The organism is Paenibacillus sp. BR1-192 (assembly GCF_029542445.1).
Taxonomy (GTDB): Bacteria; Bacillota; Bacilli; order Paenibacillales; family Paenibacillaceae; genus Paenibacillus_AQ; species Paenibacillus_AQ lautus_A.
Genome location: NZ_CP120718.1, coordinates 4,580,718 through 4,605,906, shown reverse-complemented (window position 1 = coordinate 4,605,906; position 25,189 = coordinate 4,580,718). Strand labels below are relative to the sequence as shown.

Annotated in this window: 21 protein-coding genes and 1 pseudogene; 19 read left to right on the top strand and 3 right to left on the bottom strand. The window is 50.2% G+C overall.

What is annotated here, in order from left to right; genetic code table 11:
• Nucleotides 1-89: 89 nt before the first annotated feature.
• From P0X86_RS20525 to odhB, 3 genes are all read left to right on the top strand, one after another.
• Nucleotides 90-989, top strand: a complete 900-nt coding sequence (locus P0X86_RS20525) for a DUF72 domain-containing protein (RefSeq protein WP_277746342.1) — start codon at nt 90-92, stop codon at nt 987-989.
• A gap of 247 nt (nt 990-1,236) precedes the next feature.
• Complete coding sequence (locus tag P0X86_RS20520) at nt 1,237-4,113, top strand: 2-oxoglutarate dehydrogenase E1 component (RefSeq protein WP_096774433.1); 2,877 nt, start codon at nt 1,237-1,239, stop codon at nt 4,111-4,113.
• Nucleotides 4,114-4,118: 5 nt separating this feature from the next.
• Nucleotides 4,119-5,393 (top strand): 2-oxoglutarate dehydrogenase complex dihydrolipoyllysine-residue succinyltransferase, encoded by a 1,275-nt coding sequence (gene odhB, locus P0X86_RS20515; RefSeq protein ID WP_096774432.1) that lies wholly within the window; start codon nt 4,119-4,121, stop codon nt 5,391-5,393.
• A 75-nt stretch (nt 5,394-5,468) separates the two neighbouring features.
• On the opposite strand, the gene P0X86_RS20510 is transcribed toward odhB, so the two are convergent.
• Nucleotides 5,469-5,636 carry a hypothetical protein gene (locus P0X86_RS20510; RefSeq protein WP_176502423.1) on the bottom strand — a complete coding sequence of 56 codons (168 nt, stop codon included), beginning with the start codon at nt 5,634-5,636 and terminating at the stop codon, nt 5,469-5,471.
• A 174-nt stretch (nt 5,637-5,810) separates the two neighbouring features.
• Between P0X86_RS20510 and P0X86_RS20505 the strand changes: the two are divergent.
• The 3 genes and pseudogenes from P0X86_RS20505 to P0X86_RS20495 all read left to right on the top strand — a co-directional run bounded on the left by P0X86_RS20505 (nt 5,811) and on the right by P0X86_RS20495 (nt 8,261).
• Nucleotides 5,811-6,892: pseudogene (locus P0X86_RS20505) on the top strand (lactonase family protein).
• Nucleotides 6,893-7,130: 238 nt separating this feature from the next.
• Entirely contained in the window at nt 7,131-7,922 is a 792-nt protein-coding gene (locus tag P0X86_RS20500) for an SDR family oxidoreductase (RefSeq protein ID WP_192571340.1), read from the top strand.
• A 90-nt stretch (nt 7,923-8,012) separates the two neighbouring features.
• Complete coding sequence (locus P0X86_RS20495; protein WP_015736210.1) at nt 8,013-8,261, top strand: YuzB family protein; 249 nt, start codon at nt 8,013-8,015, stop codon at nt 8,259-8,261.
• Between the two features lie 99 nt (nt 8,262-8,360).
• On the opposite strand, the gene trhO is transcribed toward P0X86_RS20495, so the two are convergent.
• Nucleotides 8,361-9,266, bottom strand: a complete 906-nt coding sequence (gene trhO, locus P0X86_RS20490) for an oxygen-dependent tRNA uridine(34) hydroxylase TrhO (RefSeq protein ID WP_009590706.1) — start codon at nt 9,264-9,266, stop codon at nt 8,361-8,363.
• 200 nt (nt 9,267-9,466) lie between these two features.
• Here trhO and P0X86_RS20485 point away from each other — a divergent pair, with 200 nt between their 5' ends.
• The 9 genes from P0X86_RS20485 (at nt 9,467) to P0X86_RS20445 (ending at nt 20,556) form a co-directional block, all read left to right on the top strand.
• Nucleotides 9,467-10,105 (top strand): SGNH/GDSL hydrolase family protein, encoded by a 639-nt coding sequence (locus tag P0X86_RS20485; RefSeq protein WP_096774429.1) that lies wholly within the window; start codon nt 9,467-9,469, stop codon nt 10,103-10,105.
• A gap of 283 nt (nt 10,106-10,388) precedes the next feature.
• Nucleotides 10,389-11,429 carry an ABC transporter substrate-binding protein gene (locus tag P0X86_RS20480; protein ID WP_192571341.1) on the top strand — a complete coding sequence of 347 codons (1,041 nt, stop codon included), beginning with the start codon at nt 10,389-10,391 and terminating at the stop codon, nt 11,427-11,429.
• 60 nt (nt 11,430-11,489) lie between these two features.
• Nucleotides 11,490-12,410, top strand: a complete 921-nt coding sequence (locus tag P0X86_RS20475) for an ABC transporter permease (protein ID WP_036661509.1) — start codon at nt 11,490-11,492, stop codon at nt 12,408-12,410.
• Nucleotides 12,410-13,204, top strand: coding sequence for an ABC transporter ATP-binding protein (locus P0X86_RS20470; RefSeq protein ID WP_009590664.1), 795 nt, complete (start codon nt 12,410-12,412; stop codon nt 13,202-13,204). Before P0X86_RS20475 ends, P0X86_RS20470 begins: the two co-directional genes overlap by 1 nt.
• Before the next feature lie 297 nt (nt 13,205-13,501).
• Nucleotides 13,502-14,890, top strand: coding sequence for a helix-turn-helix domain-containing protein (locus P0X86_RS20465; RefSeq protein WP_277746341.1), 1,389 nt, complete (start codon nt 13,502-13,504; stop codon nt 14,888-14,890).
• A gap of 301 nt (nt 14,891-15,191) precedes the next feature.
• The gene (locus P0X86_RS20460) at nt 15,192-16,568 is read left to right on the top strand and encodes a helix-turn-helix domain-containing protein (protein ID WP_277746340.1); all 1,377 of its coding nucleotides are present in this window, start codon (nt 15,192-15,194) and stop codon (nt 16,566-16,568) included.
• Between the two features lie 144 nt (nt 16,569-16,712).
• On the top strand, nt 16,713-17,942 hold the full coding sequence (locus P0X86_RS20455; RefSeq protein WP_277746339.1) for a CynX/NimT family MFS transporter: 1,230 nt from the start codon (nt 16,713-16,715) through the stop codon (nt 17,940-17,942).
• A gap of 280 nt (nt 17,943-18,222) precedes the next feature.
• Nucleotides 18,223-19,452: a chromate transporter gene (locus tag P0X86_RS20450; RefSeq protein ID WP_277746338.1), complete on the top strand. Its 1,230-nt coding sequence runs from the start codon at nt 18,223-18,225 to the stop codon at nt 19,450-19,452.
• A gap of 171 nt (nt 19,453-19,623) precedes the next feature.
• Nucleotides 19,624-20,556, top strand: coding sequence for an NAD(P)/FAD-dependent oxidoreductase (locus P0X86_RS20445; RefSeq protein WP_277746337.1), 933 nt, complete (start codon nt 19,624-19,626; stop codon nt 20,554-20,556).
• A 165-nt stretch (nt 20,557-20,721) separates the two neighbouring features.
• Here the strand turns inward: P0X86_RS20445 and P0X86_RS20440 are convergent, their stop codons facing one another.
• A complete protein-coding gene (locus P0X86_RS20440) occupies nt 20,722-21,024 on the bottom strand; it encodes a hypothetical protein (RefSeq protein ID WP_096774419.1) in 303 nt (100 codons plus the stop codon).
• A 148-nt stretch (nt 21,025-21,172) separates the two neighbouring features.
• Here P0X86_RS20440 and P0X86_RS20435 point away from each other — a divergent pair, with 148 nt between their 5' ends.
• The 4 genes from P0X86_RS20435 (at nt 21,173) to P0X86_RS20420 (ending at nt 25,182) form a co-directional block, all read left to right on the top strand.
• A complete protein-coding gene (locus P0X86_RS20435; RefSeq protein WP_277746336.1) occupies nt 21,173-21,556 on the top strand; it encodes an antibiotic biosynthesis monooxygenase family protein in 384 nt (127 codons plus the stop codon).
• A gap of 225 nt (nt 21,557-21,781) precedes the next feature.
• Nucleotides 21,782-22,762 (top strand): AAA family ATPase, encoded by a 981-nt coding sequence (locus tag P0X86_RS20430; RefSeq protein WP_277746335.1) that lies wholly within the window; start codon nt 21,782-21,784, stop codon nt 22,760-22,762.
• A gap of 12 nt (nt 22,763-22,774) precedes the next feature.
• Nucleotides 22,775-23,881 (top strand): DUF58 domain-containing protein, encoded by a 1,107-nt coding sequence (locus tag P0X86_RS20425; protein ID WP_277746334.1) that lies wholly within the window; start codon nt 22,775-22,777, stop codon nt 23,879-23,881.
• On the top strand, nt 23,878-25,182 hold the full coding sequence (locus P0X86_RS20420) for a DUF4129 domain-containing protein (RefSeq protein WP_277746333.1): 1,305 nt from the start codon (nt 23,878-23,880) through the stop codon (nt 25,180-25,182). Before P0X86_RS20425 ends, P0X86_RS20420 begins: the two co-directional genes overlap by 4 nt.
• Nucleotides 25,183-25,189 lie beyond the last annotated feature (7 nt).

Genomic DNA, 25,189 nt, shown 5'->3' with positions numbered 1-25,189 from the left:
TATGGTGCTGCCTGCTTTTGAAATCACCCGTATCAGGTTAATTAATAGAAGTCCCCGATATGGTAAATCATGTGGATGTGAGGATAGTTATGTCAAAGGAAGATAAACAAAAAGATGTGATTCAGGTAGGTTTGTCCGGGTGGGGGGATCATGACAAGCTGTACGACGAAGGGGCAAGGCCTGCAGATAAACTGGAAATGTACAGCAGGCATTTTCCCATCGTGGAGATGGACAATTCGTTCTATGCCATACCCTCGCCGGAACAAATGACAAAATGGGCGGCAGCCGTCCCGGACCATTTCGGTTTTATTGTAAAGGCCTATCAGGGCATGACAGGACATGCCCGCGGACAGGGCAAGGACAGATATCCCAGCGTAAAAGCGATGTTCGATCATTTGCTTGCATCGGTCGAAGAATTGCGAGCGGCGGACAAATTAAGGACCGTGCTTTTCCAATACCCGCCATGGTTTGGTTGCGAACGCAAGCATGTGGACACTCTGAAGCGTACGCGGGAATGGATGAAGGACGTTCCGGTAGCCTTGGAGTTTCGCCATCAGAGCTGGTATGCGCCGGAGTTTCGCGAGAAGACCCTCGAATTTATGCGGAGCGAGGGCTGGATCCACAGCATAGCCGACGAGCCGCAAGCCGGTAGCGGATCGGTGCCGGTCGTGCTTGAGACATCGGGCACGGAGGCCGTGATGATCCGGATGCACGGACGAAACGCCGATGGGTGGCATTCCAGCGGTCAGCCCAACTGGCGAGAGGTCCGGTATTTGTACCGTTACAGTCCGGAAGAATTGGAACAGCTGAGAGGATGGATAGAGCAATTGCTAAAGAAAGCGAAGCAGTGCTGGATTATCTTCAACAACAATTCGGGAGGCGATGCTTCCGACAATGCCAAACAGCTTCTTCAACTGCTGGGGATGAACACCGGCCCCGAGCCGCTGCGGCAGATGGACTGGCTGGAAGAGGATATTTTTTCCGAATAAATGGGTTTAAATGGAACCCCATACAGGGAACTGGTGAACGATCGGACAAATCGTCAAAAAATTGACGCAAATTCATCTGTTTCTGAGATCATTATTATATATAAAGGGTATTTTCGGTATTGAGGCCAAGTGTATTATAATGTAATCGTAAGAAAACGTTTATTTAATGTAAAATGTAGTATGCAAAATGTAAAATTAGAAATTCCGTCCTTGAGCAATCAAAATAATCTGACGGAGGGAGTCAGCGATGAAGACCCTTGACAGAATGACAGAGGGACCATGGCAGAAATATCACGGTCCGAACTTGGGGTACATTCAAGATCAGTATGAGAAGTTTTTGCAAGACCCGCAATCTGTGGAGCCAGGATACCGCGAGCTGTTCGCAAGCTGGGGACCGCCTCCATCTTTGGAAAACAATGAAAAGAAAGCGGATTCGCAGGGACAAGGTGTAAGCTACGACCCGCAATTGATGAAAAAAGGGGTAGCTGCCGGCAAACTGGTGTGGAACATTAGAACCTACGGTCATCTGGCCGCAGACATTGATCCGATTGGAATCGGAAACGAAGCCGACACGCGGCTGCTTCAACCGGAAAGCTACCAACTCAGCCAAGCGGATTTGGCCGCCCTGCCTGCAGAGATCGTCTGGGAGGAGGCTCCTGGCGATATCAAGAACGGCTTAGAGGCAATCCAGCGGCTGTTGCAACTATATACAGGCTCCATTGCCTATGAATTTAGCCACGTCCACGATGAAGAAGAACGCAAGTGGCTCAACCAGCAGGCCGAATCAGGCCGCTACTTGTCCGACATGAGCGTTGAAGAGCGCAGGGGATTGTTGAAGAAGCTGCTCGAAGCCGAGCAGTTCGAGGAATTCCTGCATCGCACGTTCGTAGGCGCGAAGCGCTTCTCGGTTGAGGGCAATGAGGCACTCGTGCCGCTGCTCGACGAGATCGTTCGCCAAATGGCCGAAGCGGATGTCAACTCCATTCTCGTGGGTATGGCGCACCGCGGACGTTTGAACGTTCTGGCTCATGTGCTGGGCAAGGATTACGGCAAGATTTTCTCGGAGTTCATGCACTCTCCGAATAAACATTTGGTGCCGTCCGAAGGCTCCATGGGCATCAACTACGGCTGGACGGGCGACGTAAAGTACCATTTGGGCGCGGACCGTTACCTGAAGAAGGATGAAGCCCGGCAGGTTCGGATCACGCTTGCGAACAACCCGAGTCACCTGGAATACGTCAATCCGGTAGTAGAGGGCTTTGCTCGTGCCGCCCAGGAGGATCGCAGCGAAGCGGGTTATCCGAAGCAGGATGTGAACAAAGCGCTGAGCATTCAGATTCATGGCGATTCCGCGTTCCCTGGCGAAGGCATCGTGCCGGAAACCTTGAACTTCAATAAATTGCCGGCGTTCCGTACGGGCGGATCGATTCACATCATCGTGAACAACCGCATCGGATTCACGACGGAAGGCAAGGATTCCAGATCGACCCATTATGCGAGCGATTTGGCAAAAGGTTATGAGATTCCGATTATCCACGTGAACGCGGATGATCCGGAAGCGTGTATCGCAGTGGCCCGTCTTGCCAGCGATTACCGCAACAAGTTCAAGAAGAGCATTCTGATCGATCTTGTCGGCTACCGGAAATATGGCCACAACGAGACGGACGATCCGGAAACGACCCAGCCGCTGATCTACCAGAAGGTGAAGAACCATCCAACCGTCAGCACGATTTATATGAAGAAACTGGTGGATGGAAACATTCTGACCCAAGAACAAGTGGACGGTTTGAAGAACGGCGTCGTGGAGGTCTTGAAGAACTCTTACGAGAACGTGAAAACGAAGGATCCGGTTGATCAGATTCTGCTCGGACTGAACCCTACGGACGGCAAATCCAAGACGGAAGCCGCGACGAATGTATCTGCAGAGGTGCTGCGCGGCATTAACCGCGAGCTCCTGCAGTGGCCTGAAGGCTTTACGGTATATCCAAAGCTTCAACGCATCCTCGAGCGGCGCAGCAATTCGCTTGACGAGGGCGAGAAGGTGGACTGGGGTCATGCCGAAACGCTGGCCTTCGCTACGATTCTCGCTGACGGCAAGCCGATCCGGATCACGGGACAGGATGCCGAACGTGCAACGTTTGCCCATCGAAACCTGGTGCTTCACGATGCGGTTAATGGAGAAACCTTCTGCCCGCTGCACCGGCTGCCGCAAGCCAAGGCATCGTTCGCGATCCATAACAGCCCGCTGACCGAAGCTGCGGTCGTTGGATTTGAATATGGCTACAATGTGTACTCTCCCGAGACTTTGGTGATCTGGGAAGCGCAGTACGGCGATTTCGTCAACTGTGCACAGGTGATCATCGACCAGTTCATTACGGCCGGACGTTCGAAGTGGAGACAGAAGTCCAGCTTGGTGATGCTGCTTCCTCACGGCTATGAAGGAAACGGTCCAGAGCACTCCAGCGCCAGATTGGAACGGTTCCTCCAGCTGAGCGGCGAGGATAACTGGACGGTTGCGAATCTGACTTCGGCCGCCCAATATTTCCACCTGCTGCGCAAACAGGCTTCCCTGACCAACACGGACGATGCCAAGCCGCTGGTGGTCATGGCTCCGAAGAGCTTGATCCGTAACCCGCGTGTCGCGTCGCCTGTGAACGCGTTTAGCGAAGGCGGTTTCCAGAAGGTAATGGAACAGCCGGGTCTAGGTCAAACACCTAAGAAGGTGGAACGCCTTGTATTGTGCTCGGGGAAAATTGCGATCGACTTGGAAGACGCGCTGGATAAGCAGAAGGGTGAGGACCAATCCTGGATCCACATTCTTCGTGTGGAACAGCTGTATCCATTCCCTAAAGAAGAAATTTCCCGTGTGATGCAGAAGTATCCGAACCTGAAAGAGATTCTGTGGGTTCAGGAAGAGCCTCAGAACATGGGCGGCTGGAGCTTCATGGAGCCGAGAATTCGTGAAATTGCACCTAAAGGCACAGAGGTCCGTTACAGCGGACGTCCTGAGCGTTCGAGCCCTGCTAGCGGATATCAGGATGTTCATGCTTATGAGCAACAGACCATCATTTCTTTTGCCCTTAATCGTAAAACTATAAATCAAGAGATCTCATTGGGGAGGTAGCGGCTGTGAGCGAAATTACTGTACCAGCTATGGGCGAATCCATCACCGAAGGAACGATATTCAAATGGCACGTAAAAGAAGGGGATAGCGTCAACATCGGTGATGTGCTGCTCGAGTTAGAAACGGATAAGGTTAATCTTGAAATTAGCGCAGAGTCTGAAGGCGTTGTGGAAAAAATCCTTCGTCAAGAAGGGGAGAACGTAACGATCGGCGAAGTGATCGGTCAAATTTCTCCGCAGGAAGGCGTTCCAAGTGCATCGGCGCCGAAGGCGGCTGAAGCTCCAGCCTCCGTGCAAACGGAAGCTGCTTCGGCACCCGCCGCAGAAGCACCGAAACCGCAAGCTCCGGTACCGGCTCAGAACGAGGAAGGAGCAGGTCTGACTGCATCGCCATCCGCACGCAAACTGGCTCGTGAACGCGGGATTGATCTGGACCAGGTACAGGGCCGCGACCCGATCGGTCGGATTTACCATGATGATGTGAAGAATCATAACGAAGCTAAGCCGTCTGCGGCACCTAGCAAGCCGGCAGCTTCAACGCCTGCACCGGCAGCACAAGCACCTGCTGCCGAGTATGGCAAACCGGTTGAACGTACCCGCATGTCCCGCCGTCGTCAAACGATTGCGAATCGTTTGGTCGAAGCGCAGCATACGGCTGCCATGCTGACGACCTTCAATGAAGTGGATATGACCGCGATCCTGGACGTGCGCAAGCGTCGTAAGCAAGCATTCCAAGAGAAGCATGACGTAGGGCTCGGTTTCATGTCCTTCTTCACCAAAGCGGTTGTGGGTGCGTTGAAGAGATTCCCGCATTTGAACGCCGAGATCGACGGCGACGATATCGTCGTGAAGAAATTCTATGATATCGGTATTGCGGTATCCGCCAAAGAAGGGCTTGTCGTTCCGGTCGTTCGCGATGCCGATCGTCTTGGTTTTGCCGAGATTGAGAAGGAAATCGGCAATCTGGCTGCCAAAGCCCGCAATAACGCGCTGTCCTTGTCTGAGCTGCAAGGCGGTACGTTTACGATTACGAATGGCGGCGTCTTCGGCTCGCTGTTGTCTACGCCGATCCTGAATACGCCTCAGGTGGGTATCCTCGGCATGCACAAAATCCAGCTTCGCCCGGTAGCGATTGATGCTGAACGCATGGAAAATCGTCCGATGATGTACATCGCATTGTCTTACGATCATCGGATCGTTGACGGTTCCGAGGCGGTTCGCTTCCTGGTAACCGTGAAAGAGCTCCTCGAAGATCCGGAGTCGCTGCTTCTGGAAGGATAATCATCCAAGCCAAAGAGACTCACCTATATAAGAAGGCCGCATGGCAGTGTCCATGCGGCCTTTCTTATTGCGCGATTAGGATTTAGATTGATTTTTATCGTCTGGATCGGGAAGATCCCGGGGATTCCAATTCTCAGCCTGAGGCTCCACATCCTGATGCTTCTTCACCTTGTCGCGTTGTTCCTGGGAGTCGTTCTCCGTGTCCTGATGATTGCGTACTTCTTCGCTGTTCGGTTGTTTCATGGGAATACCTCCTTCAGTCAATGTAATACATACATACCCGGTATGGCAAAAGACAAACAGGCTGCAAACGGCAAGTCATTTGATTTTCATCAGGGTTGAAGTTAACATGGTAACTGAAAGCATCACTACATAGGACATGAAATGATAGATATACGAGAGGAGAGATCGGATTTTATGGCGAATCCATCACAGCGCACACTGCTGTTTACAGGTGCGTATGCGGAAGATAATCAAAGCGGGGTATGTGTTTATGAATTTAACGAGGACAGCGGCGAGCTGAAGCTGCTTGATGAAGTATCCGGCATTAAAAATCCCACTTTCTTGAACGTCGATCCGGATAACGGACGTTTGTATGCCATCGGCGAAATTGCAGATCAAGGCGGCAAAGCAGCCGAGGTCATCAGCTTTGAAATTGACCCGGAGGCCGGCAAACTGACCGAATTGAATCGTACCCGCAGTGTCAGCAGCTCCACTTGCCACATTCAGCGTGATGAATCCAGCAAGTATCTGATTGTTTCGAGTTATCATGGAGGCCTGGTAGGTCTTCATTCGATCGATGAGAATGGACAAGCCGGCAAACTGCTGGATGAGAAGAAACATACGGATCTCGTGACAGTGCGTGATGGTCAGCAATCCAGAGCGCACTCGGCATTTTACAGTCCGGATGGTCAATATGTGTTCGTACAGGATTTGGGATTGGACAAGATTCTTGCATATACGATAAATGAGAATAGGCAAGAGCTGAGCTTTCACGGCGAAACCCAGCTGGACGCGGGCGTAGGGCCCCGTCATTTGGCTTTCCATCCCAGCGGTGCCTATGCTTATGTCATCAACGAGCTGAATTCCAGTGTCACGGTTCTTCGCTACAATCAAGAAGCGGGACGTTTAGAGGTGCTGGAAACGGTATCGACACTGCCTGCGGATTTTGACGGGGAGAGCTATTGTGCCGAAATCGCCGTGTCCCCGGATGGCAAAACGGTATACGGATCGAACCGCGGACACGACAGCATTGTAGTATTTAACGTGCATGAAGATACCGGTCGTTTAAGCCCGGTGCAATATATTTCGACGGAGGGCGGCCATCCGCGTCATTTTACGCTCATGCCGGGGGGAAATTCCTCATCGTTGCCAATCGGGACGGGAATAACCTGGTATTGTTTAACGTGAATCCGGAAGACGGCAAGCTTGACTTTACCGGGTATACGGTTTCGCAATCCAAGCCGGTATGCGTTAAACCTGCGGTATTCCAACGATAGGCCTGGAAGACTTGATCCTCTCATAGGAAATGAATGCAAAGAGATCGTTCTTACGGCTCGTGTGGTAAGGTGTTACCATGAGGCGGGGGACGATTTCTTTTTTTCATCGGGTTAGGCATTACCGCTGGGATATGCTTGCTTGCTGCTTGCTGCACGGCAGGCTCGGATTGCCAAGATTCAGATACGGACTCGTTGGGTTATCTATAATCATGAAAACTTAAACGAGGAGGTTGTGGCAATGACAACAAATCAACGTTTGGATGGTAAAGTAGCCATCGTTACCGGTGCTGGTTCCGGAATCGGCCGGGCCGCAGCCCTTCTTATGGCAGAGCAAGGAGCTAAACTCCTGTTGATCGACATCGATCGTGAACGCGTAGAGAAAGTGAAGAAGACCATAGAAGATGGCGGGGGCGAAGTGCTCACGGGCAACTGCGATATTTCCAAAGCGGAATCGCTGAAGGATTGCTTCAGTCAAGCCACCGAGCAGTGGGGAAAGATTGATATCGTATTTGCGAATGCCGGTATTAATGGGACCAAAGCTCCGATCGAGATCATGGAGCTGGATGAATGGGATGCTACCATTAACACGAATTTGAGAGGAACGTTTGCTACGGTAAAATACGCGATTCCTTACTTAAAGGATCATGGCGGCAGCATCATCATTACGAGCTCCATTAACGGAAACCGGGTATTTACCGGGTTTGGTTTCTCCGCATACAGCACCACGAAGGCGGGACAGGTGGCCTTCATGAAGATGGCGGCGCTGGAGCTCGCCCGTTACAAAATCCGGGTGAACGCTATTTGCCCAGGTGCGATTGCAACGAATATTGATGAGAGCACCATTGCGAAGCCGGAGCTGGACGAGGTGACGATTCCGATTGAATACCCTGAGGGAGACCAGCCTTTGGCGGACGGACCGGGACAGCCATCACAGGTTGCTCAGCTCGTAGCCTTTCTGGCATCGGATGATGCTTCCCATATTACCGGTACGGAAATTTATATCGATGGTGCGGAATCCCTCATCCATTGATCAAACCCTACGATCGATTTGACAAATCCGGGCGTTTTCCTCATAATGAATGAACGAATTGTCAAATGAATAGTGGTGATAAAGATGGGGATGGGGATTGTTGTTGTGGAAATATGCGACAGCAACTTGATGAGTGCTTTGGAACTTGAGCATCTTGAGGAATTGTATCCCGAAATCGCTGTCCTGCGGGCGGATTGCATGAATCTTTGCGGTCTATGCAAGCTGCGGCCATATGCACTGGTGAATGGTAAACGTGTATTCGCGGCAACGACGGAAGAATGCGTCGAGAAGATCAAAGCTGCTATCGAAGCTGAATTGGCTGTTTTCCACGATATTTAATACGTCTGCATGCAGACGAGAACGTATAGTAAAAGGGCAAGGCGCGAATGATTCGCGCCTTGCCCTTTCGTTTGGTTATTGATACATGCCTTGATTGGATTAGGAAGCATTGTGGCTTGCAGCAACAATTTCTTCGCACTCCGCGGAGCAGCAGCCATGATGAAGCTCCTCACACTCTTCGCAGCACACATGCTGCAGGTGGCAGGCGTCATTGTCGCAGTTGATGTACCGATCTTCGGGCTTTCCGCAATGATGGCATTTGCCCACGATAACATCCTCGTCCGTTTGATTGATCGGAACGGAAATGCGCTCATCAAATACATAACATTTTCCGTCGAAGAGACGGCCCTGTACTTCAGGATCTTTCCCGTAGGTGACAATGCCGCCCTCAAGCTGGGCAACGTCTTTGAAGCCTTCCTTGAGCATAAAGCCGGTCAGCTTCTCGCAGCGGATGCCCCCTGTGCAGTAAGTCAGGATGGTTTTATCCTTGTGCTCGCTCAGGTTCTCGCGAATCCATTCCGGAAACTCCCGGAAGGATTGGACCTCGGGTCTTATCGCATTGCGGAAATGGCCGATATCATACTCATAATCATTCCGTCCGTCGATGACGATGACATCATCGCGCTGCAAGTGTTCAAAGAATTCCTGGGGCGATAGGCGTTTTCCGCTGACCACGTTAGGGTCGAGTTCATCCTCGACACGGAACGTAACGAGTTCTTCGCGGTGACGGACAAACATCTTTTTGAAGGCATGCCCTTCGGATGGGTCAATCTTAAACACCATATCCGCAAATAGCGGATTGGCGTGCATATCCTGCATATATTGCTCAGTCTGTTCAACCGTACCGGATACCGTACCATTGATGCCTTCGGAGGCAACCAGGATGCGTCCTTTAAGCCCGAGATCTTTGCAGTATTGCAGATGCTCGTCTTTGAACGCTTCAGGGTCCGGGATTTGAACAAATTTATAATAGAGAAGGATCTGATAGTTCTGTTGCTCTGACATGATTTAATCACCTGTTCTTTTTAAGATTCAGCCATACGTATACCTATAGAATTGTAGTGAATTCATTCCACATAGTCAACTTAAATGTATAGAAAGTTTGCCATGTTATGTGAATTTAAGGGGTTTCAGGAATGCTTGAAAGCGGTTATGATGAAGGGGTGAGCAGGTGAACACTTTCATTATTGGAGGCGTTGAACAGCATGGTACATATCGAGCAAAATGCACTCGTATTGTTTCAAGGCGACAGCATCACCGATTGCGGGCGAAATTACGAGGAGTCGGACAGTTTGGGGCATGGATACGCGCTGATGGCTGCTGCCCGGCTTGGTATGGAGCTGCCTTTGAAAAGGCTGCGTTTTGTAAACCGGGGAATCAGCGGCAACCGGGTCGTCGATCTGCGGGGGCGCTGGGAGGAAGATTGCATCGATCTGGATCCGACATGGGTATCCATCCTGGTCGGCATCAATGAAACCGGCAGGAGGTTTAATCGCGGCGAAACCACGTCCGTGGAAGCTTATTATGAAGGCTACAGGGAGCTGCTAATCCAAACCCGCGAGCTGACCGGCGCCAGTTTCATTCTCATGGAGCCCTTCCTGCTGCCCGTTACGGAAGCGAAGAAGGAATGGCGAGAAGATCTGGATCCCAAAATTCAGGCCGTTCGCGAATTGTCGCGCGAATTTGAAACCTTGTACGTTCCGCTCGACGGCATATTCGCTGCGGCCAGCTCCAAGATTGAGATGAGTTATTGGGCGCCCGATGGCGTGCATCCATCGCCTGCAGGGCATGCTCTTATGGCAGATGCTTGGCTTGCGACCATGCAGGGCCGTTCCATTCTGTAGAGGTTATTATAAGATTTTTTCTACTATATAAATATGGTTTCGTTATACTGGCATCCCCGGAGACGTATGACATCCGGGGATGTTCTTTATGGAAAGCATCCTCCCTTAGAAAATCTTGATTGACGAATACAATTGGGTACATATAAAATGTTCATAATAGACCGTTGTTCAATAGGAACGACTTATTTTTTGACTTTAATGCTTTCGTCTATGAAAGCGGGGAAGCGTTGTCGCTTTATGTAGAAAATTATTGAAGCGGTTAATAAAAGAGAGGGGATTCATAATGAAGAGAAAAATGTGGTTATCACTTACACTCTCCGCGCTGCTGGTTACGGCAGTAGGCTGCGGGGACAAGCCGGAAGGCGGCGGAACGACTCAAACGGGCAGCGGCGGAGATGCCGAGAAGAAATCCTACAGCATCGCGATTTCGCAGATCGTAGAGCATCCATCCTTGGATGCAACGCGGGAAGGCATTCTGGCAGCATTGAAGGACGCTGGAATCTCGGAGGATGACAAAACGCTGAAGATTGATTACAACAATGCACAAGGTGACCCGGCGAACAACCTCTCGATCGGACAGAAGTTGAAGGATACGAAAGCGGATCTGGTGATCGCAATTGCAACAGATTCGGCACAGGCTGTGGCGCAGAACGTGAAGGAGAAACCGGTCTTGTTCGCAGCTGTAACAGATCCGCTCGATGCGAAGCTGGTCAGCGATTTGAAGAAACCAGGGGGCAACATCACCGGGGCATCTGACACGAACCCGGAAGCAACCAAACAATTGATGAATTTTGTAAATACTCATTTTCCAAATGTTAAGAGGATTGGTTTGGTCTTAGATGAAGGAGAAGCAAATGCGGTTGTTATGGCCAACACGGCAGAAGAGGTGCTTTCGGAGCATGGAATCGAGCTTGTGAAAGCTGCCGTTACCAATACTTCGGAAGTGAAGCAAGCAGCGGAATCGCTAGTCGGTAAAGTCGATGCCTTTTATATCACGCTGGATAATACCGTGGTAAGTGGAGTCGAGACAATTATTCAGACAGCACAAAAAAACAAAATACCGTTCTTTTCCAGTGACCGCGATACGGTGGAGAAGGGAGCTTTTGCAACAGTTGGATTCAAGTACTACGATCATGGATATCAAGTCGGCCAGATGGCCGTAGAGATACTGAAAAACGGCAAGAACCCGGGGGACATGGAAATCACGAAGCCGGATAAGCTGGATCTGATCCTGAACACGAAGGTTGCGGCTGAATATGGAATTGAAGTGACCGACGCCATGAAACAGGAAGTCAAGGACCCGGACAACAACATCATCGAGTAACGGTAAGGCGCGGAGATAACAGCCCGCGCCTTACTTCTTAATCCTTAAGGAGGTCATGACATGCTGGATTTCGTGATGAGGCTGGATGGTCCGATTGAATTGGGGCTGCTGTATGCGCTGATGGCACTTGGCGTGTATATTACGTTCCGGATTCTGGATTTTCCGGATCTGACGGTGGATGGAAGTTTTACGACAGGCGCGGCGATTGCGGCGATTCTGATTACCAACGGTGTGAATCCATGGCTTGCCACGCTGGCCGCATTTGCCGGAGGTATGTTAGCCGGTATCTGTACAGGCCTGCTGCACACCAAGGGTAAAATCAACGGTTTGCTCTCGGGCATTATTATGATGATTGCGCTGTACTCGATTAATATGAGGATCATGGGCAAGCCTAATATTTCGTTGAGCCAGGAAGCGAATATCTTCGGATCCATTGATCCGATCTATATTATGTTAGTGATTGTGATCATCGGCAAGCTGCTGCTGGATGCATTCTTCCGCACGGATCTTGGCCTTGCGCTCCGCGCGACCGGCGATAACAAGCGGATGATCCGCAGCTTTGGTGCCAACACGGACACGACAACCATTCTGGGGCTAAGCATCTCGAACGGGCTGGTGGCCTTATCCGGCGCTGTGGTTGCCCAGCAATCAAGTTTTGCGGACATCGGCTCCGGTATTGGAATGATTGTCATTGGCTTGGCGTCCGTTATCATTGGTGAGGCTGTTCTGGGAACCGGCTCGGTATTCCGGACAACGCTGGCTGTCGTCTGCGGTTCGATTATCTATCGGATTGTCGTTGCTGCTGCTTATGAGATTCCATGGCTCGAAGCTTCGGATTTAAAATTGATCACGGCGATCATCGTCATTATCGCTCTCGTGGTTCCGACCATCAATCGGGCGATGAAGCAGCGTTCACAGGCACGGAGGCGCTCAACCGAACTGTTAGCTACGCAAGGGAAGACCAAAGGAGGTGCGCTCTGATGCTGGAAATGAACCATGTGTCCAAGCTGTTTAACCCGGGGACGGTGGATGAGAAGATCGCTTTGATGGATGTCAACCTTCACTTGAAGCCGGGGGATTTCGTGACGGTTATCGGAAGTAATGGTGCGGGCAAATCCACGCTGATGAATATCATTTCCGGGGTAATGAAGCCGGACGCGGGTGAAGTGCGCATTGACGGCACTTCGATCGGGCATCTGCCGGAATTCCGTCGCAGCCGTTGGATCGGCCGGGTATTTCAGGATCCGATGGCGGGCACGGCGCCGCATATGACCATTGAAGAGAATCTGGCGATGGCATATCGTCGCGGCCAGTCCCGCGGGCTCAGCATAGGCGTTACAGCATCCAAGCGGGCCGGCTTCCGCAAACATCTAGAGCGGCTTGGCATTGGACTCGAGGATCGGCTCCGAGCCAAAGTAGGGATGCTGTCGGGAGGGGAACGTCAAGCGCTAAGCTTGCTGATGGCAACCTTCACGCAGCCGCAAATCCTGCTGCTCGATGAACATACGGCAGCGCTCGATCCGGCTCGTGCGGAGCTGATTACCCGAATAACCGATGACATCGTACGGGACATGAAGCTGACCACGCTCATGGTCACACATAACATGGAGCAAGCCATCCGTCTTGGCAATCGTCTCATTATGATGGATAAGGGGCGCATCATTCTGGATGTGGATGAAGAGCGCAAGAAATCCCTGACAGTGGAGCAGCTGCTTGGGGAATTTGAGCAGATTAGCGGCCATAAGCTGTCCGATGATCGTTTGGTTCTGGGGTAAATTTCTACTTCAAGACAAGGAATCTTTGGACTGAAGATGAATTAAAATGTTTATAGAATTCAGCAAATAAAAGCGCTTCCGAAAATTTCGGAGCGCTTTTCTCATCGTGTCATTTCATTTGACGATATATAAATAGAATAAGATTTGTAAGGAAATTGGCATTTTTAAATCTTATTGGGTATTTTATGTAAAAAAATGACGTAAATAAGTATTGACCGCTGGAATATTAATCAATATGATTACTGTATAGAGAAATATACTAATATTTGGGTTCTGATCCTGGAGGGTGGTGTTAGCTTGGAAATGACAGCCACGATTCGCGAACAAATGGAAGAGTTTCTACATAAGAACGAAATGACGATTAATCGGTTTGCTGAAATATCGGAGGTCAACAGCGGCACACTCAGCAATATTCTGAATGGGAACCGCCCGATTTCCATGCAGCAACTGGACCGAATTACGTCAGGCATGGGTCTGGAAGAGGGTTATTTCTACGAGTTGTACATAGATGAATGTATTTTTCATGCTACGCCGGATTGGCGTCGACTGGGACCGTTTCTTCACAGGTGCGCGGAACTGGGGAAGCTGGACTGTTTGGACAAGGCTGTCCGAATGACGATGGATAATATTTCATACTCCCCGCTGCTCTTTGAAACAGCCGAGGTTTTTTTCAAAGAGGGGAAGCATGAGGCGGCCGTGCTGCTATACAGGAGTGTGGCTGAGAGCGAAAGATTCCAGCATTCGGAGCGGCTGGCCCTTTGCCAGTATCGGTTGTTTACGCTTGGGCTTACGGATGATCAGGAAATGAATTCGCGGGCAGCAGTATATTTCGAACCTTATATTGATCGATTAGATGAAGTTTATCAATTGGATGCGCTAGTTGATTTGATTAATGTAAATGGATCTATTCATCGTTGGGATAAAGTTGAGGAATTTGCAGAGCTAATGCTGCATAAAGCAATAATTGAGTTTAAATATATTGAGACAAAAAATCAGATTGAAATAAAGAGGAAGAATCCACTTGTTTTTTATATACTATACGCACATTTATCATTAGAATATAGCTACAGTGAGCGTGGAGAGTACGAAAAGGCACTATACTATGTATCACAATATGCTGATCCTTCATGGGTTAGTAATGCTAATAATGAAGAACTACAAATTATTAACCAGTTTAAAGAGTGGGCAGTTGCTAACAGATATGTATACCAGTTAATGGTCGGACAAGTTGAAGTCCTTTCTGAGTATATGGAATTCGTCTCGACACGTAAAGACGAGATTTTTGTGGCTTTGTGTAACATAATGATAGCAGCCAATCGACATAAATTTCAGGTAGATCATATTTTGGAAGGTTACAAGGATTATTTAATCTATAAGCAACAACGAAATCACATAGGTAAAGTTAGTAAGCAAGTAACATTAGAGAGACATACGCGTTTATTGGCCGAATTAGGGATCTACTATATAAATTCGGAACAATATGATAAAGGAATAGAATTTATATTGGAAAGTTTGGGAAGTTCCATTACAATTAATAGTAACAATGGCATGCTAAGATGTATGGGGTTATTCGAACAGTATCGTCATTTTTCATCATTAGAATCACAAAAACGGTATACTAATTTAGTTAGCGAGGTGCAAAAATTAAATGAGAAAAAAATTGGTTTCTCTATTAGTTATGTTTAGTATCGTATGGACATTTGCAGGTCCAACTTTAACGATTCATGCTGACAATAACGAACAAATAGCGGTATTTTCAACTTTAACTCATGGATTCGGATCTGGCGGTACATAATTATCTTAAACTCGAACAGGTGGGTCATAGCAAGATGCTTCCGAGTCCTCGGAAGCGTCTTTTATTATATCTTATAATAAATATTTAAACTTGTTCAGTCATCTACTATTGACCTAACGGATGTAAAATAATAGCATGTAATTAATTATTTACTATACTAATATTTGGTTTTCCATCTGGGGGTGTTGTTACTTGGAGACGACAGCCACGATTCGCGGAGAAATAGTAAGATATTTGCAGAATCATCGTATGACGATTAGCCAATTTGCGAGGATATCCGGCATTAACAGCGGAACACTTAGTAATATTTTAAATGGTAATCGTCCCATGTCCATGCACCAGTTAGACCGGATTACCGAAGGGATGGGTCTGGAAGAGGGGCACTTCTACAATCTTTACATAACGGAAAGTATTTTCCATACCACTCCGGATTGGCGGAGGCTGAGGCCTTTTCTTGAGCGATGTGCTGAACTGGATAAATTGGATTGTTTGCATAGAGCTGCACGAATGACGTTGGAAAACATCAATTACGCACCAATGCTTTTCGAAATGGCGGAAGAATTGTTCATCGAGGAAAAGTATAAAGCGGCTGCGTTGTTATACGAATGCGTAGCCGAATGCGAAAAATTGCAGTATTCCGAACGGTTAGCTCTTTGCCAATATCGACTATTCTTAATCAGATTAGGTGAGAACCAAGAGGGAAATTTACAAGCTGCCGTATATTTCGAGCCCTATATAGATAGGTTAGATGAAATATATCAAATGGATGCATATGTTAAGCTGATAAATCTGAATATATCTTTGCAGCGTATGGATAAAATCGAAGCTCTTGCCAAAAGAATGGAACATCAAGCCAGAATTCATTATCAGCAAAATAAAAATACTTTTGAATCGCTTGAATTTCCTAATAGACCTCTTCTCTTTTTTATACTTTATTCGTACCTGGTTCAGGCATATTTGTGTCAAGAACGAGGAGATTACGATAATGCTTTCCACTATGTATCATTGTACGATAAACCCGATTGGGTTATAAATCCCAGTTCTGAGGAATCTCATATCTTAGGTCAGTTTAGCGAATGGGCTGAAGCAAATCGCTATATGTTTAGTTTAATGAGCGGACAACCAGGTGCCCTACATCAGTATGTAGATTACGTTGAATCGAGAGAAAATGAGATCTTTCTTGCTCTATGCAATATCATGGTCGCAGCCAATCGTTATCAACTTCATGTTGATCCGATTTTGGACCGTTTTAAAGAGCATTTGCATTATAGATCGCAGCAAAATGAGCTTGGAAAGATAAGCGATCAGGTCACAATAAACCGTTACACCCGCCTTCTCGCCGAATTAGGGATATACTATTTGAATGCCAAACAGCAAAATCGCGGTTTATCCTATATCCTGGACAGTCTCGAGTATTCGATCAGAATCAAAAGCGATAACGGGATGCTGCGGTGCATGGGGATCTTGCAGTTCCGCCATGCTGCAACCGAGGATATCCTGAACCGGTATAATGAATTGATTCGCGATGTCCAAAAATTATCCGTGTATGCCTGGAGCCCGGTTGTGTAGGGCTCTTCGGTGCGTCCATGCGTTATTACATGACATTGCCGCCAGGATGTTGACCTCCCGGGGCTATGGCCTAAAGTCCGGGTTTGTGATAAACTCGGATAAGTTTATTTTTACATATCGCATGAAAAGTAAGGAGTCCATGTCATGACATCAAGAACATCGATAGATCCAAACACCAATTCCACAGGGCGCACATGGTTGATCTTTGCAGGCATCATCCTTATTGCCATTAACCTCAGGGCGGCGATTACTTCGGTAGGTCCGCTGATCGGAATTATTCGAGAGGATACGGGAATTTCGAACACATTGGCAGGCATGCTGACAACGCTGCCGCTATTAGCCTTTGCTTTACTGTCGCCGATGGCGCCGGCCATGGCCAAAAAATGGGGACTGGAGACAACCCTTCTGCTGAGTATGGTCGTGCTGACTTTCGGCATCGGCATACGCTCGATATCTTCTCCCTATACGCTGTTGATAGGTACCGCATTCCTAGGGATGGCCATAGCCGTAGGGAACGTGCTGCTCCCGAGTCTGGTCAAGCGGGACTTCCCGCGCCATATCGGTTTGATGACAGGCACCTACTCCGCCTCGATGAACCTGCTCGCCGCGATTGCATCGGGGGTGAGCATTCCGCTGGCTACCCAAGCCGGGCTTGGTTGGCAGGGCTCCCTGTTAATTTGGGGATCCTTGTCCATATTGGCGATGATTGTATGGCTGATCCAGCGTCGCAGTTCCGGAAAGACTGCTGAGGTCAGTTCGGCTGCTTCGAAGCAGCAGAGCGTGCTGAAGTCGCCGCTTGCTTGGTATATTACTTTATTTATGGGGCTTCAATCGTTTACGTTCTACGTGAACATCTCTTGGCTGCCAGAAATTCTGAGAAGCCAAGGCATGGATTACGGCGCCGCCGGATGGATGCTCTCGATTCTCCAATTTGTCAGCCTGCCGTTTTCCTTCATCATTCCAGTCCTGGCCGGCCGGAATCCGAACCAGCGCGTACTGGTAACGATCTCTGCATTGTCCATGCTGATCGGTTATGCCGGTTTGTTATCCGGCATGTCTTCATTGAATCTCCTATGGGTGATGCTGGTAGGTATTTCGGGCGGGGCGAATTTCAGTTTGTCCCTGATGTTCTTCACTCTTCGTACCAAAACGGCCCACGAAGCCGCCGCGTTATCGGGCATGGCCCAGTCGCTGGGTTATTTGCTGGCTGCCGTCGGTCCGATGCTGATCGGGTTCCTGCATGACGCAACGGGAGGGTGGAAGGTGCCTCTGACGGTGCTGTCCGCCGTCGTCGTGGTGTTGTTCATCTTTGGTTTTGGGGCAGCGAAGCCAGGTTATCTGTCCGTTCCGGACGAAACGAAGACGGAGGCTTAAAGCTGCAGAAGTCAGCATCTGGTGATGCATCATGCTATTAGAACGATATGAAGAGCGATCCATGGAGATACTCCAGTTGGATCGCTCTTTTTTTAATGCATGTGTGGACTTTCACGCGAAGCATTCAAGTCTGAAAATTTTACATTGCGATTACATAAATGGGTAGATTGATCATGAGAATATGGTATACTCTGAAATTTGATAATGATCTGTATACGTAAGACTGAACGGGTTAAGAGTTCTATTACATTACACCAAGCAAACGGGGAGCGATGGTATCTTGAATCTACAGACAGATAAAGAGCAAACACAGTCTCAAGTTGGCAACAGACAACCGTCTGGAAGGTGGCGTGCGCTCGGCGAAACCTGGTGGACTGCTCTGCAGCTGGGACTTACTTCATTTGGCGGGCCGATTGCCCATCTCGGATACTTCCACCAGACCTATGTACGGCGCGAACAATGGCTGGATGAGAAAAGCTACGCGGATCTGGTGGCCTTGGCCCAGTTCCTTCCCGGACCTGCCAGCAGCCAGGTAGGCATTGGCGTTGGGGTTATGAGAGCCGGACTCTGGGGCGGACTTGTCGCCTGGCTCGGCTTCACGCTGCCGTCCGTGCTCATGCTTATGATTTTTGCCTATCTCATGCAAACCTTCGATCCCAGCTCGGCAGGCTGGATTCAGGGACTTAAAATCGTCGCGGTAGCCATCGTAGCGCAAGCGGTGCTCGGAATGGCAGGGAAGCTGGCCTCAGGCCCTGTCCGGGCGGCTGTAGCGTTAATCGCCATGGCCGTCGTGCTGCTGTGGCAGAGTCCCGTGTCTCAAGTGACGGTGATCGCTCTTGCCGGCCTATCGGGATTGTGGCTGTTCAAGCGTCAAGCAAACGAAGAGGCAACACCCGATATGAAAATGCCGATCGGACGGAGAGCCGGACTCTTTTGCCTGGGAGCGTTTGTCGTTCTGTTGGTAGGTCTCCCGCTCCTTAAAGGAATAACCGATAATGGATGGGTAGCCATTGTGGACAGCTTCTACCGTGCCGGATCGCTTGTATTCGGCGGAGGGCATGTCGTTCTTCCGCTGCTGGAAAGCGAGACGGTACTGAACGGATGGATGTCTAAAGAGGATTTTCTAACCGGTTACGGGGCGACACAAGCGGTTCCTGGCCCGTTGTTTACATTTGCCGCTTATCTTGGGGTCCTGATTCAGGGAATACCCGGAGGCATCGTTGCCACGCTTGCCATCTTTCTGCCCGGATTTCTGCTCATTGTAGGAGCCATGCCATTCTGGAACGGTATCAGAAGAAACCCGAAACTGCAGGGCATGCTGACAGGCATGAACGCGGCTGTGGTCGGAATTCTGCTGGCCGCTTTGTACCATCCCATATGGACTTCCTCCATCCACGGCCCGCTTGAATTTGTGATCGGCGCGGGACTGTTCGGGATGCTGATGTTCTGGAAGAGTCCCCCGTGGCTTGTTGTCATCATTGGCGCATTAGCAGGACAGTTTCTCCTGTGAAGGCCTTATTGAATAGCCCTCGGCACGGTGTGCCGGGGGTTATTTGATTGATCAGGAGTAAATCGCATCGGATTGGTTAAATATTAGGGTGTATCTCTATTCGGGAAGCATGCGTTGATCACAAGAGTTTTTAGCTCTTAATTCGATACAGAAAAGAGTGGATAAACCTACATGATGGACAGAGACGTGAAAGATTGCATTATTGTTGGCGGCGGAATTGCAGGTCTGCAGGCAGCTATACAACTGGGACGGTATTCGGCCTACGATGTACTGGTCATCGACCGGGGAACGGGGCGTTCCACCATCTGCAAGAGCTACCGCAACATACTAGGATGGCCGGAAGGGGTGTCCGGTGAAGAGCTCAGACAGCGAGGGCGGAAGCAGGCGGAGGCCGTGGGCGTAACGTTTACAGCCGATGATATACGGAAGGCCGAACGGGATGAAGCGAAGTGTTTTGTGTTAACCGGTAAAGACGGAACCAGGTACAGGGCAAAAAGCATGCTGCTTGCAACAGGCTTGATGGACCGCTTTCCCAAGCTGCCGGGCCTGATGTCTACGCTGGGCACATCCGTTTTTGTATGTCCCGATTGCGATGGATATGAAATTCAGGATCGAAAAACCGTTGTGCTGGGATCGGGGGATCCCGGTGCCAGTATGGCCATTTTGTTATCCGAGCGGGCGAAGGAAATCATCTATGTCAACCATGAGGGACAGCCGGCTTCGTCCGAGAACATGACGCAGTTAGCGAATCTTGGGATTCCGTATATAGAGAAAAGAGTAACCGAAATTCAGGAGGAAGGGGGCATCCTATCGGCTGTCGTGCTGGAAGACGGCAGCATCATCCGCGCGGAGCGCGGTTTCATTTCCTTTGGAGGGAACATGATCTATTCCGAATTGGCCGAGCAGTTGGGGGCGGAACTGGAGCACAACCGGCATGTGAAGACCGATCCCCGATCCAAAATGACGAGCGTCGAACTGCTGTGGGCTGCAGGCGACCTGGGCGTCCATTCCGAATTAACCACCGTGGCGATGGGGGAAGGCGCAACGGCTGCGATCTGGATCCATAAAACGCTTAAAAAGATGACAAGCCAAGCGGTAACATAATGTTATGAGCCAGGCTGGAATATTGGCATGGTCCAGGCCTTGACATGATGACTAAAGAACCCGCCTGATCGGGCACGGAATGTATGGAGCGATACCGTGGATCAAGGCGGGTTTTCTGTGCTATCAGCGGACTGTCACCTTGAATTCAAGTCGAGCGACTAGACGTTATGACAGACCGAATCTCGTGATATGATCTTCGAGTTTATATTTTTGCAGCAATTCCGTTTGCTTGGGACCGATCAGGTCAAAATGCGGGTATGGCTGACGGTGATGGATATACTGCGGATTTAATCCATTGGATATGCACCAGTCCTTCAGGCGCTGAATATCCGAGCAGCCTACTTTGGTTACGGTATGGAACTCCGGAAACCGCTTATCGTACCAATAATGGGTTAAAAACGCGATATCGCCTTTAGCGACTTTCTGTTTCCATTGCTGTAATTCCTGCTTCGAGATGCCGAATGCCATGTTAGTCTCATCCTCATTCGTATATTCATTCTTCTCATTATACCAGCATATAATTGACTGCACCTACTTGTTTTCATAGCCTGGTGCTGCGAAGTCTGAAGCGCTGCCTTACCGTTGATCGGATCGATGTCGAAAGAGGGGGAACGTTATGATATTGGAATCAGCTATTCTTAATATTAAACCTGGGCTGGCAAGCGAATTCGAAAGTGCCTTTCGGGAGGCTTCCGGCGTATTGTTATCCAAAAAGGGGTATGTAGGCCATGAACTTCACAAGTGCGTGGAGAACCGGGATGAATATATATTCCTTGTCCGCTGGAGCGGCATTAAGGATCACCTGATCGGCTTCCGCGGGCACCCGGACTATAAGAAATGGGTTGCCTCTCTGGAACCGTTTTATGCAAAGGCGCCTGAGGTCAAGCATTATATCGACATCCGGATCGACAGCCGCGAGCAGGCGGAATCGGAGCTGGCTAAACTGTTGATTCCGGAAAGCGGCTCGGATTCCGCCGAGGAAAACAGGCCGTCAGAATAAAATGGGCTTCATTTTATCGGCTAATACAACACGGCATGAGTATCCCCTACTGAGGGTGATTTCCCGGGAGCCGTCCTTGGACGGCTTCTTGGCGTTATTGGAAGAGACGCGCCCTGGTCAATGAAGGCTTGGCCAAAATTGGCCAATCGCTCTTATTTTGTCCCGAATAACAGGAATTATGGGAGGTCGTGACGAACTTTGTTGTTAAGTTAAACTACATAAGGGGTGGTTACAATCATTACAGATTATCATGGCGTCCGCCGTCTTGCCGACGACATTCGGGCAAACGTTTCCAAAGTTATGGTAGGCAAGGAGCAGCTGATTGACAGATTGTTTATTGCCATGGTCACATCAGGTCATGTTCTGCTGGAAGATGTTCCGGGAACCGGGAAGACGCTGTTGGCCAAATCCATCTCCAGGTCGATTGATTGCACGTTTAAGCGAGTACAGTTTACGCCGGATTTGCTGCCGTCCGATCTGAGCGGCATTTATTTCTATAATCAACAATCCGCGACGTTTGAATTCCGTCCCGGTCCGCTGTTCACCAATATCCTGCTCGCTGATGAAATCAACAGGGCCACGCCTCGTACGCAGTCCAGCCTGCTCGAGTGCATGGAGGAGCGCCAGATCAGCATCGACGGAGTAACCCATCAACTGAAAGAACCGTTTCTGGTCATCGCCACGCAGAACCCGCTGGAGCAGCAAGGAACGTTTCCGCTGCCGGAGGCACAGCTGGACCGCTTTTTATTCAAACTGAACATGGGGTATCCTACCTCGGAGGAAAGCGTGAATATTTTGAAGCGCTTCAAAGACGAACAGCCGCTGGAATCCCTGACGGCCATCGCAGCGTCCGACAGCATCGTACAAGCCAGGCATATCGTCAGCAAAGTACATGTCAGCGATGAGATGTTGGCTTATATAGTCGAACTTTCCGAGCATTCGAGACGGGATGAAGCCGTCACCTCCGGCGTAAGCCCGAGGGGCTGCCAGGCATTATTGAAGGCGGTGCAGGTACAGGCCGTCCTGAACGGGAGAGAGTTCGTTACGCCTGATGACGTGAAGGAGCTCGCCGTGCCCACGTGGGCGCACCGCTTGAAGCTGCGGGGGACGCTCCACAACCGCGGCGGCGCGACTGCGTCAGAAGAAGTGATCCAACGATTGCTGCAGCAGGTTGCCGTACCGACAGAAGAAGGCATCTCGTCGTAGGGGGCGATGGCGATGGGAGCCTACTGGATATTGTTAATCGCTGCTGTAGTTGTAGTCGTGCAGGGCAAGATTTTCAAACGGACGGCACTCCAAAAGCTGAACTACAGCCGTTCCTTCAAGGTATCGACCTGCTATGAGGGAGATTCCGTGGAATTGATCGAAATCATCGAGAACCGTAAAGCGCTGCCGGTGCCATGGCTTCGGGTAGAATCCCAGTTCCGCTCGGGTCTGGCGTTCGATAACCAATTGAACCTGGACATCAGCGAGGGGCAATTCAATCAGAACCATAAAAGCTTCTTCAGTCTGCTGCCGTGGACCAAGATTCTTCGAAGACATCGAATTACCGCGAAACGAAGAGGTTTGTACAAGCTGGGAACGGTATCGATGACGACAGGGGATCTGGTCGGCATGGAGTCGGTTGTCCAGAGCAAGACCCTGTCCGGCGGAATTATCGTGTATCCGATGCCGATGGATGCGTCGGACATGGAGCTGCCGGTTCAGACCTGGATGGGGGAGATGCTGGTCCGCAGATGGATCATGGAGGATCCGTTCCTGATATCGGGCGTTCGCGAATATCGGGACGGTGATCCGCTGAAGGATATCCAATGGAAAGCGACTGCACGGACGGGAACCCTGCAGGTTCACAGGCGGGATACGACCGCGGACAGCCGGCTCTTCATCTATTTGAATATTGAAGATCATGAGCAGATGTGGAGCAAGGCAACGCGTCCGGAGGCCATTGAATATGGCATCCGCCTGGCTGCCGGCATTACGGCGCATTTATTGTCACAGGGCATGGAGATCGGGATGGGGACCAATGGAACCCTTGGCGAGGATTCAAGCGATGAAGCATTCGTTCCGGTCGCAGGCGGCATGATGCAGCAGGATCTGATATTCGAAATGCTGGCCAGGCTGGAGCTGACCCGCCGGCTTTCTTTTCATGATTATTTGGCCCACGAGCTGTCGCGGCATGAAGAAGCTAAAGATATCCTCATTCTGAGCACTTACGTCAGTCCCAGGCTGGAAGAGATGTTTCAGCGATTCCGGGATAACGGGCACACGATCCAGGTATTCCTTCTCCGCGACGTGCCGTCCCCCGCGAAGGAGGTGTCCGCATGACCAGCCGAGGCTCCGGATTTATAAGGGCTTTTTTGCAGGGATTAGTGGAGTGTATATTGTATTTCCCGGTGCTCTTCATCCCGGCATTCTATCTGCTGCCTGAATCGTATCGATGGATATGGCCCGCCCTGGTCTTAGGCGGGTACGTCCTGGGCTACGCAGGTGCACATTGGTTCAACATGGATCGTCAGTTCAAAGCGTTCGTATGGGCTTGCCTGGTTTCCGTTGCTGTATCCGTTGCCTTTGTAAGGGTTGATATCGCCCTTGCTTACGTTATCCCGCTGTTGTTTATTGCCAGTATTCGCGGAAGCCGAATGGAGCAGGTGAACTGGAATTTGATGTTCCCGGGAACATACTTCCTTATCGGGTTGATTCTGTACGGGGTCAGCAGCTTTTTTCTCAGTTTCATGGACTCCTTCCGCGGCGGAATATCGTCTCTGACCTGGATGGGAGCGGCTGCGTTAGGATTGACCCTGCTGATCGTCAACCGGCAATACGTGCTGGACGAAACGCTGCCAGGCAATGACCAGCCCGTGCTGGAACGGCGCGTGCTGCGCTACAATCGCTGGTTTATCCTCGTTTTGCTGATCCTTATTGCGCTGGTCGCTTTTCTTCCGCAGCTGCAGCAGTGGGTCTCCGATATGGCGAGGGGGATCGCCGCCTGGATCTCCGGATGGTTCAGCTCGGGTGCAGAGCAAGCGCCGGAGCCGCCTTCAATGTCGGAGCCTCCTCCCGAGATGCCGTTTCTCGATGAAGAAACCAAGCCGCCCAGCCAGTGGATGAAAGTTCTGGAGCAAGTGCTGATATATGGCGTGTTCACCGTGATCGGGATCGGCATGCTATACGTTCTGTTCCGGTTTGGTAAAGTGCTGCCCAGCCTCTACAGAAAATTCTCCGCGTGGATGAACAGGATGATGAACAGGCAGAACGTCCAGCCCCAGCTGGGCTATGAGGACGAAGTGGAGAATATAGAGCATGACCCGGCATCCAAGCGGCTGCGACGGCTGTTGTCCGGCGTGCGTATCGGCGGAAGGCATCGGGAAGGAGAAGGCCCGGAACATCTGAATGAGAAAATCCGACAAATGTATCGTTTGATACTTTCCCGAAGCATCAGGGAAGGCTATAATTGGAAAGCGTCATTTACACCGCGGGAGACCGAAAACGATCTTAAGGAATGGGACGGACGGAAGGATCGCGTTCCGCAGTCCTTGATCGAGCTGTACGAGGAAGCCCGCTATGGAAACCGCGCCATTACGAAAGAAGAAGTGGAAGGACTGCAACTTGACCGGAAGCCTAAATGAGGAGTGA

What these genes read in the sequence shown, in the direction of transcription:
- P0X86_RS20420 (WP_277746333.1), top strand. Translation starts at nt 23,878, where the DNA reads ATGACCAGCCGAGGCTCCGGATTTATAAGGGCTTTTTTGCAGGGATTA.
- P0X86_RS20495 (WP_015736210.1), top strand. Translation starts at nt 8,013, where the DNA reads ATGGGGATTGTTGTTGTGGAAATATGCGACAGCAACTTGATGAGTGCT.
- P0X86_RS20500 (WP_192571340.1), top strand. Translation starts at nt 7,131, where the DNA reads ATGACAACAAATCAACGTTTGGATGGTAAAGTAGCCATCGTTACCGGT.
- P0X86_RS20470 (WP_009590664.1), top strand. Translation starts at nt 12,410, where the DNA reads ATGCTGGAAATGAACCATGTGTCCAAGCTGTTTAACCCGGGGACGGTG.
- P0X86_RS20475 (WP_036661509.1), top strand. Translation starts at nt 11,490, where the DNA reads ATGCTGGATTTCGTGATGAGGCTGGATGGTCCGATTGAATTGGGGCTG.
- P0X86_RS20455 (WP_277746339.1), top strand. Translation starts at nt 16,713, where the DNA reads ATGACATCAAGAACATCGATAGATCCAAACACCAATTCCACAGGGCGC.
- P0X86_RS20425 (WP_277746334.1), top strand. Translation starts at nt 22,775, where the DNA reads ATGGGAGCCTACTGGATATTGTTAATCGCTGCTGTAGTTGTAGTCGTG.
- P0X86_RS20510 (WP_176502423.1), bottom strand. Translation starts at nt 5,636, where the DNA reads ATGAAACAACCGAACAGCGAAGAAGTACGCAATCATCAGGACACGGAG.
- P0X86_RS20435 (WP_277746336.1), top strand. Translation starts at nt 21,173, where the DNA reads ATGATATTGGAATCAGCTATTCTTAATATTAAACCTGGGCTGGCAAGC.
- P0X86_RS20480 (WP_192571341.1), top strand. Translation starts at nt 10,389, where the DNA reads ATGAAGAGAAAAATGTGGTTATCACTTACACTCTCCGCGCTGCTGGTT.
- trhO (WP_009590706.1), bottom strand. Translation starts at nt 9,266, where the DNA reads ATGTCAGAGCAACAGAACTATCAGATCCTTCTCTATTATAAATTTGTT.
- P0X86_RS20445 (WP_277746337.1), top strand. Translation starts at nt 19,624, where the DNA reads ATGATGGACAGAGACGTGAAAGATTGCATTATTGTTGGCGGCGGAATT.
- P0X86_RS20440 (WP_096774419.1), bottom strand. Translation starts at nt 21,024, where the DNA reads ATGGCATTCGGCATCTCGAAGCAGGAATTACAGCAATGGAAACAGAAA.
- P0X86_RS20485 (WP_096774429.1), top strand. Translation starts at nt 9,467, where the DNA reads ATGGTACATATCGAGCAAAATGCACTCGTATTGTTTCAAGGCGACAGC.
- P0X86_RS20525 (WP_277746342.1), top strand. Translation starts at nt 90, where the DNA reads ATGTCAAAGGAAGATAAACAAAAAGATGTGATTCAGGTAGGTTTGTCC.
- P0X86_RS20520 (WP_096774433.1), top strand. Translation starts at nt 1,237, where the DNA reads ATGAAGACCCTTGACAGAATGACAGAGGGACCATGGCAGAAATATCAC.